We start from the raw sequence: 16669 nt of genomic DNA, 5'->3' as shown, positions 1-16669 counted from the left end.
TCTCCATATTTTATGAAAATAAATATAATTTTCATTTTTGAGCTTCTTTTAATGTGTCTATAAAACGGGAACAGCGGTCACTCTGTTGATTATTATCTTTCTGGCCTTTTTCTTTTTCCTGAAGTAGTGCATATAGACTTACAATTGGCGCTGTGGGTATTAACGCAAGTGAGAATGCGCCCCGTACAATCGCTCTTGCACCAGGAGTAAAATCTGGTTCTTTAAAACTACCTTTTATGTAGAGAGGCGCACGAGCTGAAAATACACTCAAGTCTTTAGGGTTAGGGTCAATGACCAGATCTAATTGTTCCTTCTTGAAATCAATAGACCCTTTGCTGAAAAATACAGTGTCCTCAGTATCTATAACAAAATTACCTATTTCCATGATTCCACCAGTGGTGGGAAGATCAATAAAAGCACAGTTGATTTCGGTATTATCCTCTTTATCGAACAAAGATACCAAAGCTTCCCCAACGTCAAGGCCACCGAGTTCTACCAACAAATCATCAAGCTGGCCGCCTGTCATTAACATTAATAAGCCGCCATCAGCCGAGGCTAGCATTTCTGCGACAGAATTTCCTTTGAACCAAAAGGTAGCTTCGCCACCGATTAAACCTGCACTTTCATCAGAAATATTAAGGCGGCGCAAAATTTCATTTAAACGAACGTGATGTATTTTAGTTTCTATTTTGCTTTTGACAGGTTTGGTTCTTGTATCTAGCTCAAGAGAAGACTGTATACTTCCAGTGGCAATCTTAAAATTTAGAGGATTAAGAATTAAATGACCATTCTTAATGGCTGCTCCCATAGAAAGGTTATCCAATGTCAACTTTGACTTAACATGCTTGCTTTGCAAAGTAATATCGGCATTTATCTTCTGTAAGTCATCAAATTTGATAGACTTTTTAGGCAGTACATAGGGGCTGGCGGCTTGCTTTTTTGCTTGCTCTTTCTGTTCTGCAGAGGCAGTTTCTCCAGGTCCAGTCTCGGGAGCCAGGCCAATTATTGGCCCAAAATCATCTAAATCTATTTTTTTTGAGGTCAGATTCGCCTTTATAAAAGGTTGCTGCTCACCTATCTTCACGCTAACATTTCCCGCAAAATCACTATCTCCCACGCGCCCATTTAATTTTTTAACTTGCAAGGTATTTTCATGAAAGGACAAGTGCCCTTTAAACTGATAAGGCGGTAGGCTGGGCATTGGTAGCCCGAGTATGTCTGATAATTGCTCAGGATCAGGGCCTTTCATGGCAAACTGCAAATCTACGCCTTTAAATTGCAGAGGCTCTGTCACAGTACCCTTAACTCTAATCGCGGTGTCCCCCGTTTTAAAATCTAAGGTCAACGGGTAAGGTGCTTTTGCTTCGCGAAGCGCAACTAATGGCCCCGCAGTTAAATTTATGGCTAATGGGCTTCCCTTAAGCTTTCCTTTGGCTTGTAAATGAGTCGCTTGTTCGCCGTCAGCCTGTCCTTTAGACGTCTCAAAATTTGCGCTTATCTCTGTATTTGCGGATAAATCATGATAACGGAGGTGACCTTCTTCAATCTGCAATCGCTCAATAATTGGTAATTCTGCACGATCCTTAGTATCTTCTTTCTCGATTGGTAATTCCCAGTTAGGTTCGCCATTGGGAGATTTTTCTAAAATAATATTGGGTTTAGTAAGGATAATTTCAGGGAGTATTACACGGCCATGAATGAGTTCAATCAGATCGATACTGAGATCAAGAGCCGCAAGCTCTAGCATATTCGGTTGTTTGCTCCATGCTGCATTTTCAAACTGTATTTGTTCAACCCTTATGTGGGGCGTCAAGGACCAATTGATGCTCAAATCACCATTAATTGTGAGTTTTCGACCTGTTCGCTCACTGATCTGTTGCGCAGCTATATCCCGCACCCAATTTGAACTCATTAACGCGAGCAACAATACAACTAGAATAACCAGCGTAAGGAGGGCAATTCCAATCCATTTTATGATAGCCATTTTTATCCTCATTAATTACTCACTCCGGAGAACCTTAATATCTACCCATTTAGTGGAGGTGTGAGTGGAGTGTATAGCTGACTTTTCCTGCTCTTATATGCAAGACAAACAATTCTTTTAATAAGCTTCTCATTCCGGAGAAAATCAGTCTGTTCGGAAGCGCACATTATTCTTTTTCTCTTTAACCGGTCTGTATGTAAGACATAGTCCTAAAGCAAGCATCACATGACAGACGAGTTCTGGGTGAATAAAATTAATTTTTATTATGGGATTAGGCAGTAAGGAGAAGGTCTGCGTGTTTCGCTGGCCTATTTGCAGATACAGCAGTAATTCCATTTCTAAATTAACAATGAGGCGCAGGCGAGCCGCAGATAGTATCAATAATAAGGCAAGGTAAAGCCGACAAAGTCAGCTTTGATTTGGAAATGGAATAATAGGAGGATGCTGAGCAGATTGTTTAATATCTCGTTAACATGCTTAGCGCATAAGTGTGCCAGCGTACAGACCATGTTCAGTTCTATGTGTATTGTTTTATATACAGCGTGCCGAGATAGTCATGCACGTTTAACTCGCTAGGTTTAGCGATCGCAAGATGATCGCAAGAACCTTTTCAAAAGTCGTTTTGATAGGAGATAAACATGAGTTATGAAGATCGCGATACCTATGGTATGTACAAAAACAGAAAAGAGGGGCCTGGACCTCGACTGATGGGTGCCGATACATTGATTGGAGATGATGTCTGCAATCAAGCGGGTGAAGATCTGGGTGATATTAAAGAAATCATGATAGATACCACCAATGGCACTGTAAGTTATGCAGTATTGTCCTTTGGCGGCGTTCTTGGTATAGGAGAAAAGCTTTTTGCGGTGCCTTGGAAAGCATTGAAGCTCGATACTGAGAATAAGCGTTTTGTGTTAAATGTGGATAAAGAGCGTCTTAAAGATGCACCAGGATTCGATAAGAATGACTGGCCCGACATGGCAGACGAGTCCTGGGTGAATAAAGTTAATTCTTACTATGGGATTAGGCAGTAAGGAGATAATCTGCGTAGTTGGATGGTCTGTTTGCGATCGTTTAACCACATCTGCAGATACGGCAGTAAGGCGAGCAAGCAGATTATTAAATATCTCGTTTACTTGCTGACCTCATGGAGCTTGCACCGTTAATGATTCAATTCAGCAAATCCAATTGATAATTGTCAAGAATTAGCGGTGCAAGAGCCAACGCTACTAATCATGAGCAAGCAATAAACTAAAGTATTACAAAGAAGTGCGCCCTTGAGTAGCGCACACTCTAGGTAAAGTTGATCTAGCCAGCCCGCGTTTCACCCCCTAAGACTGTCATAATTTCTCCGCTGATGTAACTGGAGTCGGCTTCTGAAGCAAAAAAGACAAAGGCAGGTGCAACTTCCTCGGGTTGTCCTGGACGTTTCATGGGCGTATCAGCTCCATGCTGGGCCACGGCTTCGGGGGGTTTCGATACGGGCTGCAATGGTGTCCAGATCGGTCCAGGAGCAACGCAATTAACACGGATGCCTTGTTCGGCTAAATTTTGGGCGAGCGATTTGGTGAAGGCATGGATAGCCCCTTTTGTCGAAGCATAATCAATCAAATTTTTGCTTCCTTCCAGGCCCGTGATCGAACCACAATTGATAATCACCGCTCCTTTTTTCATATGCGCCAACGCGGCCCGGGCCATATAGAAATAGGCATAGATATTCGTTTTGAATGTGGTATCCCAATCCTCATCAGAGATCTCGGCTAAACTGTACCGTGTTTCTTGATAGGCAGCATTGTTGACTAAAATGTCTAACTTTCCAAAGCGCGTGACAGTTTGCTCTACAGCCTGCTCGCAAAAGCTGCGTGATGTGACATCCCCAGAAAGGAGGAGAGCCTGGCGGCCTTCTGCTTCTACTGCAATTTTGGTTTCTTCCGCATCCGACTGCTCTGAAGGCAAATAGACAATGGCTACATCTGCTCCCTCACGAGCGAACAGCACAGCTACTGCTCGTCCGATTCCAGAATCCCCACCGGTAATCAAGGCCACTTTGTCTTTAAGCTTGCCGGAACCCTTATAAAATGGCGCTTTATAGCGCGGCTGCGGGGTCATGTTAGAATCTAACCCGGGCTTTTCTTGAGATTGCTCAGGTAACGGTGATTTCGGCTTGTCATTTTGTTGATTCATTGTGATATCTCCTTATTGATAACCTTACTATCTGTTGAGATTGAAGTTCTGCCAATGCATCGATCAAAGGTTTGCTGCGCGAATTGCACCTAAGTTCAACTTAATGATTGAGCTAATGCCCAGAGAATAACAGATGATTTTTTACTTAAGTCCAATGTACCGAAAGCCAAATGGACTGTCAATTATATTAATTATTAATTGGAAAATTACTTAATTTTGATCCAGTAATATAAGAAAACAAAAGATTAAAATATCTTTTTCCAGGTGAATGCCCGCCAGCAACAAAGGTTTTCTTAATTATGAAGTGGAAGCTGAAAAAAGATGAGAAAGGTAGGCAGTATCAATAATACGCAAGGTGAAGCTGACAAAGCCAGTTTTGATTTAGAAATGGAATAAGACCTATCTGTATAGCCAGCAAGTACCAGTTATAGAGTTCTACCAAACATCCATTACTTGTGGTATATCATTCTGAGCAACTCAAACAAACGTTCCTCGTTCAACAAAATACAAACAATGGTTCAATTTAGATTTTGTATTATTTCAGCACTTCTTCTGGTATTTTTTTCCGCTATTGTTTCAGCACAATCAAGCGGAACTGAAAGCGAAGACGTTAAGCCATTCGAATTCGCGCTGATTGGCGATATGCCTTATGCTAACGCGGATTTTCGTAAATTTGATCGTTTAATTAAGGAAATTAATGCTGATCAAAAGCTAGCGTGGGTGCTTCATGCAGGAGATATTAAAACAGGTTTATCTCCTTGTTCAGATGAGCTGCTGCGCGATCGCCTGAAACGCTTTCAGCAATTCCAGCTTCCTTTTATCTTGACGCCGGGCGATAATGAATGGACAGATTGCCATCGTTTCACTGCAGGTTCATATCATCCTCTCGAAAGGCTCGCTTATTTACGAAAACTTTTTTATCCGCAGCCCGGTGTAAGTCTGGGACAGAGCACAATGACTGTCACGACCCAGTCGAGGGATGCAGCTTTTTCAGAATTCGTGGAAAATATACGCTGGAAGAAGAATCGTGTCATATTTGCCACATTACATATCGTTGGCAGTAATAATGGATTACTGCCTTTTTCAGCGCGCACTCAAGCTGATGACGATGAAGTCAAGCGCCGTATCAATGCCGCCCTTTTTTGGATAAAACAAACTTTCACCGAAGCCAGGGAAAGTAATGCCCATGGTGTATTCTTACTTTTTCAGGCGAACCCAAGATTTGAATTAGCTAAAGGTAACGACAAGCGGCTTGGTTTTGAGGAAATTCTTAACCTTTTAGAACAAGAATCAGTCGAATTTGGCAAACCCGTCATGCTTGCGCATGGTGATTCGCACCACTTTCGCTTAGACAAACCTTTATTCAGTAGTGGAGCAGGTAAGAAGCACATAGAGAATGTCACCCGCGTAGAAACGTTTGGTAACAGGGATATCCACTGGGTGCGAGTAGTGGTTGACCCCAATTCACCAGAAGTTTTTACTGTCCATAAGCAGATAGTCGAGAAGAATTGACCAGCTTATATTTTTTATTCATTTATAGTTAGCAGAGATGAATAAGAAGAGAATAAAACAGTGATTAGCAAGACTTCAGAAGCTGGTCGGAGGATGCAAGAATTTCATTTAATTATCAATAATGATGCCAGGGTAAATAATGGCTCAACAAGCCAGGAGCATTTTTATGAATATAAAACCTTTCAGTTTGACAATTGCTATCACGGCCACATTTCTTGTGCCATCTGTTATCGCAGATAAGTCCTTGTCCGTTACCCAGCACTATGGCATGTGTGATGCATCCGCAGCTGTTCCTGTCGAACCGGATATGTTTATCGTCGCCAACGACGAAGACAACCTACTGAGGATCTATAAGAGGGATAAATCCGGTGAGCCGATTTATTCGCAGGATCTTTCTTCATTTCTGGAAATCGATCCAAAGCACCGAGAAATCGATATTGAAGGAGCCACTCTTATTCAAAACTACATCTACTGGATCGCCTCGCATGGTGCAAACAAAGATGGCAAGGAGCGTCTCAACCGTCACCGTTTCTTTGCGACGGAAATTGAAACTATTGACGGTAAGTTCTATTTGAAACCTATTGGCAAACCTTATGTTGGGTTAGCTAAAGCTCTCGACGATTCCGCAGAACTAAAGCCCTATCAACTTGGAAAATCTGCCAAAAAAGCGCCAGAATCCATGAATGGGCTCAACATAGAAGGGTTAACAAGAACCCCTCAAGGCAATTTATTAATTGGATTCCGTAATCCTATTCCAGGCGGAAAGGCACTACTGGTTCCGTTGGAAAATCCGCAAGAAGTCATTACTGGAAATGAACAGCCAAAGTTGGGCAAACCGATTTACCTGGCACTGGATGGTTTAGGCATACGCAGTATCGAATATTCAGATATTAACGGCGCGTACTTTATTATCGCAGGACCGTATGATGATAATGGGAAGTTCCAATTTTATCAATGGTCAGGTAATTCATCCGAGCCACCCAGACTAATTAGTAAGATTGATTTTGAGGGGATGAATCCAGAGGCATTGATCGTTTATCCGAAGGAAAAAAACAAAGTCCAGATTCTCAGTGATGATGGATCGAAATTGAGAAAAGGCCAGTATTGTAAAGATTTGGCTCAGTCTCAGGAAAAAGTTTTTCGCAGTATTTGGGTAAATATAGAACCATGAGGAAACGTTCTGTTAATTTTATTTCCAAATCAAAACTGGATTTGTTGGCTTCATGCCGTATTATTGATACTGTCTGCGGTTCGCCTTCGCGCCATTAGTGCTGTAAGTAAATCAGAAAAAAGAAGTGGTGATGATTATGGTCCTTTTTTCATCCATTAATTTTAGGGCTTGCGAACATAGAATTTCGAGTTCTGATTGAAGATATTTTTGAACATCGTTTCACAAGTTGCTGAAGACAGGGGAACACCAAAAATATATCCTTGCGCTTCATCACATTTCATATTCAACAAGGCTGGTAATTGTTCATGGTATTCAACCCCTTCAGCTACTACCTTCAATCCCAAGTTGTGGGCAAGCGAGATGATCGCAGAAATAATAGCTGCACTTTTAGAATTGCGAGTAATACTTTTTACAAAGGACTGATCGATTTTCAGGCTGGCAAAAGGATAGCGATGCAGATAGTTTAATGATGAATAACCTGTTCCAAAATCATCTAAAGATATATGCACGCCGAGATCATTCAATTCATTTAAGATGGAGATTGTTTCGGCAACATTAGATAACAAGAGACTCTCTGTCACTTCCAAATGAAGGTGTTCTGGATCCATTCCTGTTTCGTCAAGCGTCTTCTTAACGGTATTTGCCAATTGAAGCTGGCGAAATTGTTTGGCTGATAAGTTAACTGATATACGAACTCTGGGAAAACCAGCCTCTCGCCATAGGCGACATTGCTGACAAGCTGTATGTAACACCCACTCTCCGACTGGTATAATCAAGCCGGTTTCTTCCAATAGAGGAATAAAATTATTAGGTTGCAACAATCCCATTTCAGGATGTTGCCAACGTAATAACGCTTCCACACCAACCAGTTGATTTATGCTCAGATCTACCTGAGGTTGGTAATGTAAAATAAATTCATTTCGCTCCAAGGCAAGCTTTAAATTTTTTATCATCGCCATGCGTTGGGTAATCAGAGTATTCATTTTTGCTTCAAAGAACTGATAATTGCTACGTCCTTTCGCTTTGGCTGCATACAACGCCATATCAGCATGTTTTATTAATTCTTCCGAGGTCTGGTCTCCTTCTTTATATATCGCAATGCCGATACTCATGGTTACGAAAACATCTTTATCATTCAATAAAAATGATTGCGACATTTCATCGACGATCTTTTGCGCTATATTGGCAGCATCTTTTTTGTGCTCTATTTGTTCCAGAATAATTGTGAATTCATCGCCACCCAGACGTGCAATGGTGTCCTCGGTTCGCACGCAGTGTTTCAATCTTTGGGCTGCAAATTTCAGCAATTGATCGCCTGCGTCATGTCCCAATGTATCATTGATATCCTTGAAGTGATCTAAATCCAGAAACATCAAGGCAACCATATATCCTGACCGCTTAGTGCGCTCTTGTGCTCGATTCAAGCGTTCTCGAAATAATTCCCGGTTAGGCAAATCGGTAAGGGGATCATAATGCGCCAAATAAGCAAGACTTTGCTCACTACGTTTGCGCTCAATCGCATATCGTAACGCCTTGATAAGTAAAGGACTACTTTCTTCACCTCTAACGATATAATCCTGCGCTCCACTATGAACGGCATCAATAGCAAGTTGTTCATCATTGACCTCACTGCGCACCACGATAGGTAAATTCGGCGCTAAGGTCTGTACTCCAATTAATGCTGATAACCCATAGGCATCAGGTAATTGGAGGTCCAGTAACATTACATCGAACTGTTCTTTAATAAGAAGATCTAGCGCATGTTGCAAGCGATCGACGTATTTAAGTACGAATTTTTCTCGTCTTGATTCGCTCAGCATCTCATGCACGAGAGGCAAATCAACTTGATTATCTTCTAACAATAAGACTTTGATGAGTTCATTGTTCATGATCAGACATCCCTGATGCCATGACTATCGTTGCTATTCAACTTCAACTCTCGAAGGCAATCTGCCTTCGGTCAACTACAAATCTTCAATACTACGGACTACCTTGACGAACTAATCCAGGTTCCTTAGTTTCGTTACATAACTCTTGAGTTAAACGCAAATTAGCAACGATTGCCTTCCACTAAGAGGATACGGAAGGGTAGTCTGATTTGAGTGGTAACTATAGCTTGAGTTCCCACATCAGGTTAATTTAATATCGAATAGTGAAGAAAAAGCTTGAGCCTTGGCTTGGCTTCGATTCAATCCAGATACGCACCCATGGCGTTCAGCATTTTTTTAAATCTCGTCAAACCTAGTCTTGTACATTTGCCATGCAGTCGGTAGAAAGGTATGAAAATCCTTTCTGCGTACTCGGGTTCAATACCAATACGGTTATTCCTTACGGTGAAAATAAATTTATTTACCTCTTGCTTTGCTGATATATGTATTTACGGTGATTTTTCTTCATGAAACTTGATGATATTACCGTTTAAATTTTGAAGGCTGATGTATTTGAGAGGCATCAGCCGCCATATTGGCAGGAAATCCCATGTCACTTCAGCATGGATTTCCTTAATGGAGAACTGCAAATTTTGCAATACACGTTGACTACTTCATTGATATCCATAGGCTCAAATTCCTTTCCACTGGTACTAGTTCGGGAAAAAGTAAGCAAATCATTAATCAATACCCGTATTCTGTTTGCCTCGTCGACAATATAACCAATGAATTCGTTAGTGTCCTTATCTGATTTTCTTTCATATCGCTGGCTTAAACTGGGCGAAACTTCCGACGATGCGTAGAGGCTCTTGTAAGTCATCGGAAGCAACATAGATAAATTGTTCCAGCTCGGCATTGGAGCGACTAAACTCACGAACATGCTGTTTCAATTGTTTTTGGATTTTTGTTCGGTCGCTGATATTCCGGATAGCAGATGCCACAAAAAACATGCATATGTAGGTCGTAGAGCTTACACATAAGCATAAATAGCTGACGATACTAAAAAGTTAGTCAAGAGCTTTTGCAGGTTTTTTATTAGGGCGCCTCTAAAAATTCATATTTCGTCACAATACTTTGTTGCTCACCATAAATTATTATTACATATCAACTATATGCTGCGTCAACATCTTTTGTTCTCGACTCGTCCTGTTTAAAAATCTGAATTTTTAGAGGTGCCCATTATTTGGTAACACTTCGATAATAATCTGGTGCTTTATTTTTTAATCTTAATAATGAGAGATAAGAATGGATGCAATTGCATTATTGTCTGCCTCTTTGCTATCCCTTAATATCCATTTGTAATATGACAGGATTGTAGAATTGTATTTTCATCTACTGCTGCTGCGTTGCTTTATATGAAGTATAGGAAATTGATCGATTCTTAACCCATCCGGGCTATCCTCAATATTATTTTTTGTAACTTCACTTTTTAAGAAGGAGTTTATAGGTGTTTTGGTAAAGACATGATTTATTTCCAATTTGAGAAAAGGAAGCAAAATGGTTAGTTCAAAATTATTCTTGCCACGAAAAATCCAGCTCGCGGTGCTCTCCGCGATAGCAGTGGCATTTGCTAGCGTACCACTCGCAGTTGCCCATCATGACCCTAACGGCACTTGCGAATTCGACAAGGGGACTGATCCGGTAAAGTGTGGTGAACTTAGTAAGCTTATTCCAGTTCCAAAAGATGCCATTCATGCTGGCTTGACATGGACTAAAGCATCAAAACCGAAGATCTGCATGGGGATGCGACCATCGGAGTATGCAGGATTTCATCTTACTTTCAAAGATGAGAATGGGCATGACCAACTGTTCGAACCTTTCAGGCATTTTGTTTATGGTGGTGCCGGATTCAGTGAGGGAACGCATGGGCTGGATGAAAGCAACACTAAAGGAAACACAGCTCGCGAAAATTTTGTATGTTGGGATGTCACCCATGCGGATGCGTTCAAGCAAACTGATCACTTCAGTCTGATCGATGAAAATGATCCGCCTAATGAACTAGTGACTAAGGCGGACTTCGCCTTGAATGATGCCGCCTTCTCCGATGCCGGCAATAGTAAGGGTTTGGATTATAACATGTTCTGTTCCGGTAACGTCGCGCTCTCAGATGGAAAATGGCTGTTTATTGGCGGTCACGACAAAGGGGGCAACAATGGTATCCGGAAACTGACTGTCTTCGATCCTAGAGACGAATCCTGGGCACAACGGGTGGTCCCGCCGGTCAAGGCAGCTTATCTCGATATCTTTGATCAGCTTACACCACAAAGCCTCCCACAGGATTTTCCTGATTTTCCAAACGCTAACAATGAAAACAACACCGATCCTGTGGATCCATCCGACATGAAATACCAGCGCTGGTACCCGAGCGGGGCTCTATTGCCCGACGAGACAGTGCTCATCGTTGCCGGCACAGATCGTAATACCAGTTTGCTTCCGGGAAACCCTCCTGGAGGTTGCACCGCAGAGACGCGCAACACGCACGTCAACTGCTCCTTGGTTACTCAGGTAGTGCCAGAGATTTATGATCCTGAAACAGACAGCACTATAGCACTCGAGAATGCGAGAAAGCACCATAATACCTTTCCGCGCGTTTACCCGGTACAAACGGGTAATAAAGTAAAAGATTGGAAGGTAGCGATTATCGGTGAGGTAAGCCCAAATTCGCTTGAAAAAGATGGAAACGGCAAGCCAATATTGGGACGCCCGCTTCTGAGCGTCGCCAGACAATATGATCCATATACCTACACCGGCAAGACCTATCTGCTTGACGTGAAAGCCACGAAGGCAGATTCCAGCCGTGACACCCCGGCTGAGAATTACTATCAGTTCGTGGACCAGGCCAAAAATGCTCATAATTTTGGAGCAGGCGCTCAATTGTGGGAAACTGATAATATAGGCCATGGCGTCTCGCAGAAAGTGGTTCTTTTCGGTGGGGATTGTAGCGGTACAGATGCAGACCCTGTACCGGAAACATGTGCCAGGGACTTAATTGAAACGATCGACTTCCAGGATTCGTCGCCAAAATACAAGCAGAGCAATGCAAAACTTTATTTGCCTGTCCAACAAAACAATACCACCGTCCTGCCTGATGGCAAAGTACTTATATCAGGTGGGGTAGTGTCAGGACGGGGACCGTGGGTTAATTCGTTCCACCTGCAGCTGTATGATCCACAGACTGACACAATTGAAACGCTTGTCGATCGGAAAATCGCTGGGCACGATCATTCGACGATCGCCTTGCTACCGGATGGTACTGTCGCTTTGCTAGGCGGCAATGCGACGGATTTGCATGGAGATGAGCAACATATCGACCTTGGCATACCAGTGGCCCAACTTTACAAACCCCCCTATTTCTTTAAAGGAGGATCCCGTCCTGAGATAAAAGACGCACCTGAGGAGATTTCCTATCATCGGCGATTTAATATCCAGCTTTCAGAGGGAGCGGGCAACATCAAATCAGTCGCCCTCATTGCATTTGGACCAATCACTCATAACTGGGACTGGGGTAAGCGTTATGTGAAACTATGGTTTGAGCAAAAGAAGGATAAGTTGTTGGTACAAGCACCAGCTTTTCCTGGTCTTGCCGTCCCTATGCATTACATGCTGTTTGTGGTGGATGATAAAGGTGTTCCCAGTGTAGCTAAGTTGATACAGTTAAAAGGTACGCCAGCAAGCTAGTGGTAATTATCGAAGAGCGTTTGATCTTGTCTTCTTGAGAGCACTGGGCGCTCTTCGAACCAGGAAAAGTAATAAGCTGTTGAATCGCATATTTGAGGTAGTTGATGATAGATGAAAACAGGCAAAAAAAGCGAAGTTTATACCTGATAAATGAGCATTCTGAGCCTGTTTTTAATTTCGCAACAGCAGCGTCGTGGGTTGGTTTTTCAACTGCCTGTTAAGGACTTTCAAAAAACTTAATGGCACCAATTTTATCATCTGGGAATCATTGTCCATTTTGATCTTTACTTTTTATGGATGAAGTTTTTAATCAACCACTTCTATTTCCGAGACAAATGACATCGAGCTCAGTCCAAAAAGATTTCTCATAGAGAAACGCTCACTATAATGTATTTTTACCCTTGCCGCCATTTTTAGGCATTTGACAGCAAAATCAAATAAATCAGGGTCATCCATAACAAAATGGCGGAATTTGCTTCCTCCACTTCCCATCTGGATGGTCAAGAAATAATTTCTAAAGCGATCTTTATTTTCAATCACGTTGACTATTCTACCAAATTCGACCCCAGAGGATATTTCAGGATCATTGGTATGAATGCTGCCAATAAAATGAGCTTGTTCTATTGCCTGGGTTTCATCTACTGGATAGATTGCCATTAATTCATTCGTTGCAGAACAAGAAAGTAATGAATTTTTCTTGGGTGTTTTAAATTCAAGCACAACATTATTGCCGATAAACTTTTCGATCGCTTTATAACGATCTTTTTCAAAACAAAACTGCCACGGATTAGAAACTAAATTAGGCGGCTGATTGCCAAAACTGATAAAAGTTATGCTGTCATAGCCAAGTAGTACCTCGCCAACATAGGCGTTGTTAAAAGTCCTTTCAAGACTTACGCTACTCAATCTGCCAGAAGCATAACCTTTCGTATCAATAATTAATAAACTTGCAAAAATTGGTTCAGTGATCAGAATCCATACCAGAAGAAAAGTACTGATATTGAGAAAGCAGCATTTTTTCATCAAAATTTTTTCGCAAAATGTGCGCAATCGCGCAATTGATTTTTTACCGAAATGATTTGCATGGTTTGAAACATTTACCAACATAAGTTTAATTATAGTAGGCTGTTTTAGCCTTTTAACCAACAGAATACATATGAGAAGCGCCTATCATGACTAAATATGATTAAATCGTACACTATTCTTGAGAGGTTTATCTGGGTTAAGCTTGTAATTTGATTTATATGAAAAAAACAAGAGTGAATGACTTCATGAATCAAGCGATGCTAACGGCCTTATATCAGCAGTCTTCTCCAGTAAATCGGATTGTCCTGTTAGGTGCCAGTAATTTGACCTTGTCTTTGCGCTTGATTATTCAGCAGATTCAACATCATTGTGGTGGACCCAGTGAAGTGCTGGCTGCTGTGGGCCATGGTCGTTCTTATGGAGAGAGCAGTCAAGTGCTGATACGCGAATTACCAGGTATTATTGCTTGTGATTTATGGTCACAACTCGAGGCGGGGAATACACGACCCACCTATGCCTTTTTGACTGATATTGGCAACGATGTCCTCTATGGATTCCCGCCACACCAAATTCTGCAGTGGGTTACCTGGTGTGTCGAGCAATTGCAGAAACAGTCAGCGTATATTGTCATGACCAATTTGCCGATTGTGTCGATTGAATCGATGCCAGAATGGCGCTATCAGCTTTTTCGGAATCTGTTTTATCCCTCTTGCCAGCTTTCCAGGAATGAAGCAGTTGAACGAGCAAAGGTAATCCATCAGGGTTTGATTGAGTTAGCAGCACGTAAGCAATTGATACTCTGTGAACAGCAACCGGAATGGATGAGTATGGATGGCATTCATTATGTTTATTGGAAACGGCGTGTCTCATATCAGCATATTTGTGCGCATTTTAGTGTCTCTCGTAATCAAGCTGATCTTGCTGTTACCAATCAGCGATTTTCACAAAAGTGGCTGCAGCATCCACGGTTTGCTTACCAGAAAAGGTTTGGCAAAGAGAAGCGCTGTCCGCAACCTAGTGGGTTATTAGCGGATAAAACGATGGTCTTCCTGTATTGAGCCAATTACTTCCATTTCTAAATCAAACCTGACTTTGTCAGCTTTACCTTGCCGTATTTTTAATATTGCTTGCGGCTCACCTTCGCGTCATTCTTGATGTGGGAATGGAATAAGGTTCATTCATCACTAATGAGCGATTGGTTTTATGCTGATGTGATGTACAACTTGGTTTATCTGCTATGGATTAAATAGCACCAGAGTACAATCGAGTCTTCTTGGGTTTGTGCGATGATAGCCAGATGCAACCTGGTGCCATCAATTCTTGTCAGTATTTTTAGACGCATATCGTATGTTTTGAGCACATTGCAATAATGCAAAATAAATTAAGTATTCTTCCCATCCTTATACAAGTGCAATTGGTCAGTTGGTGCCCAATGCTTCGAATAAGCCGTTTGAGTGACTGCGCACCTGATGAATATTATGTTCGTCTGCTACTGTTGCTATTAGCTCTGCTACTGGGATTGCCCGCACCAGCGCAAGCCGATGAGTTGCTCATCGAACGAGGGCTGAGTGGTGTGGTGATCAACAAGCAAATAGCAGCAGCAAGCGATGCCACTGCACAGCTATCTTGGTCACAGATCCTGGCTGAACCGCAGCACTTCATTCCTGCCAGCGGTCGCTGCGGCGTGGGCCTTGGATCGGGCGCGCAGTGGCTGCGGTTGGATTTTCGTCGCGCCGAGACAGAATATAGCGCTCCCTGGTGGCTGGTCGTTGAGCCATTCAGCCTCTATGATTTGCGCTTATACCGACGCAATGCACTCGGAGAATTTGAGGAGATCACATCTGGTGAACGGGTGCCGTTCAAGGCTGGACGCGAACGCGAGTGGCGTCAGTACGCTTTTGTCCTGCCTGAGCATGGACCAGTTTATCTGCGTGCCTATGACCCGGGTTGTGCAAGTTTTCCGGTAACATTGTGGCACGAGGATGATCTTGAATTCCATGAGCATCTGGGTGAGTTGCTGTTAGGCGGCATCTATGGCGGATTGCTGGTCATGTGCCTCTATAACCTTTTTATGGCGCTGAGTTTGCGCGACTCGGTTTACGGCTGGCATGTGATGACTACTTTGGCCTTAGGCGCTCTCCTGGTTTATTTGCACGGTCACGCGGCTCAATGGTGGTGGCGCGAAGAGCCCCACTGGCTAGTCATGGGGCGCATTGTATTACCCAGCCTGTGGGGGTTGACCTTGGCTGGTTTCATTATGAGTTTTTTTCGTACCCGCACCTATCTGCCTAACACCCACCGGTTGTTACAGATCATCATGCTGAGTTACTTACTGATCATTGCGATGCGTGTAGCTAGCTTGCATGAATTACCATCTCTGGTGTTGACTGGGCTAGCGTTACCGGTTGCAGCTTTAGTGCTTTATATCACAATTCGGCGCTGGTATCAGGGCATGACGTCAGCACGCTACTTCCTGGTTGCTTATATCTTGCTATTGGCGGGTATAACCCTTTTGCTGTTAAGTCTCTGCGGGTGGTTAATACCGAACCGATTAACCGAGCTGGCCATACCGATGACAGCGACTCTGGCGAGTTTGGTTTTTTCATTAGCCCTGACAGGGCGCATTAAGAGTCTCCGCAATGCAAGTAAGGCAGCTTTTATCGACGAGTTAACCGGTTTGCCTAACCGCCGAGCCCTCGAACAACGCTTCAAGCTATATACTGAAAGTGAGGCTGATCACGGCTTCAGCTTGTTGAGTGTGGATTTGGATAAATTCAAACCTGTCAACGATCAATGGGGCCATGCTGAAGGTGATCAGGTGCTGTGCGCCTTGACTCGGCGTATGCAGGCTTGTGTGCGGCAGGAAGATTTGGTGGCGCGGGTAGGTGGCGACGAATTTGCGGTGCTGCTTTCACCTTCAGCCAGTACGGGTATCGTCACAGCTGTCATTAAACGGTTGCTGGAAGCGGTTCGCGCGCCAGTTCATGTCGGCACACGCAGTCATCGCTTATCAGCCAGCGTGGGGCTGGCTCACTATCCTACCCATGGTCGCAGCCTGGCGGAGCTGAGCCGTCATGCGGATTTGGCGATGTATGAAGCCAAGCGGGCTGGTGGAAATACCTGGCGTGAGGTGATGGAAGCAACTTGAATATCTTTATCGAATGACTAAAAGAGGGAGTTCTTTAT

12 protein-coding genes are annotated in these 16669 nt (G+C 43.0%); 6 read left to right on the top strand and 6 right to left on the bottom strand.

Features of this window, described 5'->3' with window-relative positions; translation table 11 throughout:
• Positions 1 to 31: 31 nt before the first annotated feature.
• Positions 32 to 1984, bottom strand: coding sequence for an AsmA family protein (locus tag AAW31_RS13110; RefSeq protein WP_046850560.1), 1953 nt, complete (start codon positions 1982 to 1984; stop codon positions 32 to 34).
• Positions 1985 to 2622: 638 nt separating this feature from the next.
• Here AAW31_RS13110 and AAW31_RS13105 point away from each other — a divergent pair.
• The gene (locus AAW31_RS13105; RefSeq protein ID WP_046850559.1) at positions 2623 to 3018 is read left to right on the top strand and encodes a PRC-barrel domain-containing protein; all 396 of its coding nucleotides are present in this window, start codon (positions 2623 to 2625) and stop codon (positions 3016 to 3018) included.
• A gap of 274 nt (positions 3019 to 3292) precedes the next feature.
• Here AAW31_RS13105 and AAW31_RS13100 read toward each other — a convergent pair whose 3' ends face one another.
• On the bottom strand, positions 3293 to 4168 hold the full coding sequence (locus AAW31_RS13100) for an SDR family oxidoreductase (protein WP_046850558.1): 876 nt from the start codon (positions 4166 to 4168) through the stop codon (positions 3293 to 3295).
• 513 nt (positions 4169 to 4681) lie between these two features.
• On the opposite strand from AAW31_RS13100, the gene AAW31_RS13095 reads away from it, so the two are divergent.
• Together AAW31_RS13095 and AAW31_RS13090 are read left to right on the top strand one after the other, a co-directional pair.
• Positions 4682 to 5680 (top strand): metallophosphoesterase, encoded by a 999-nt coding sequence (locus tag AAW31_RS13095; protein WP_052752256.1) that lies wholly within the window; start codon positions 4682 to 4684, stop codon positions 5678 to 5680.
• 166 nt (positions 5681 to 5846) lie between these two features.
• Positions 5847 to 6851: a DUF3616 domain-containing protein gene (locus AAW31_RS13090; RefSeq protein WP_052752255.1), complete on the top strand. Its 1005-nt coding sequence runs from the start codon at positions 5847 to 5849 to the stop codon at positions 6849 to 6851.
• Between the two features lie 161 nt (positions 6852 to 7012).
• On the opposite strand, the gene AAW31_RS13085 is transcribed toward AAW31_RS13090, so the two are convergent.
• The 3 genes from AAW31_RS13085 to AAW31_RS19115 all read right to left on the bottom strand — a co-directional run bounded on the left by AAW31_RS13085 (position 7013) and on the right by AAW31_RS19115 (position 9720).
• Positions 7013 to 8740, bottom strand: a complete 1728-nt coding sequence (locus AAW31_RS13085) for a GGDEF/EAL domain-containing response regulator (protein WP_046850557.1) — start codon at positions 8738 to 8740, stop codon at positions 7013 to 7015.
• 299 nt (positions 8741 to 9039) lie between these two features.
• On the bottom strand, positions 9040 to 9222 hold the full coding sequence (locus AAW31_RS23735; RefSeq protein WP_392390535.1) for a hypothetical protein: 183 nt from the start codon (positions 9220 to 9222) through the stop codon (positions 9040 to 9042).
• Between the two features lie 315 nt (positions 9223 to 9537).
• On the bottom strand, positions 9538 to 9720 hold the full coding sequence (locus AAW31_RS19115; RefSeq protein ID WP_144412963.1) for a hypothetical protein: 183 nt from the start codon (positions 9718 to 9720) through the stop codon (positions 9538 to 9540).
• Positions 9721 to 10276: 556 nt separating this feature from the next.
• Here AAW31_RS19115 and AAW31_RS13075 point away from each other — a divergent pair.
• A complete protein-coding gene (locus tag AAW31_RS13075; protein ID WP_046850556.1) occupies positions 10277 to 12457 on the top strand; it encodes a galactose oxidase early set domain-containing protein in 2181 nt (726 codons plus the stop codon).
• Positions 12458 to 12763: 306 nt separating this feature from the next.
• On the opposite strand, the gene AAW31_RS13070 is transcribed toward AAW31_RS13075, so the two are convergent.
• On the bottom strand, positions 12764 to 13564 hold the full coding sequence (locus AAW31_RS13070; RefSeq protein ID WP_046850555.1) for a hypothetical protein: 801 nt from the start codon (positions 13562 to 13564) through the stop codon (positions 12764 to 12766).
• Between the two features lie 137 nt (positions 13565 to 13701).
• Between AAW31_RS13070 and AAW31_RS13065 the strand changes: the two genes are divergently transcribed.
• Positions 13702 to 14541 (top strand): hypothetical protein, encoded by an 840-nt coding sequence (locus AAW31_RS13065; RefSeq protein WP_235264374.1) that lies wholly within the window; start codon positions 13702 to 13704, stop codon positions 14539 to 14541.
• Positions 14542 to 14915: 374 nt separating this feature from the next.
• Entirely contained in the window at positions 14916 to 16631 is a 1716-nt protein-coding gene (locus AAW31_RS13060; RefSeq protein WP_158441529.1) for a diguanylate cyclase, read from the top strand.
• Positions 16632 to 16669 lie beyond the last annotated feature (38 nt).

Source organism: Nitrosomonas communis (genome assembly GCF_001007935.1).
Lineage (GTDB): Bacteria > Pseudomonadota > Gammaproteobacteria > Burkholderiales > Nitrosomonadaceae > Nitrosomonas > Nitrosomonas communis.
The sequence above is the reverse complement of the archived record's forward strand: the minus strand, read 5'-3'. Positions and strand labels throughout refer to the sequence as shown.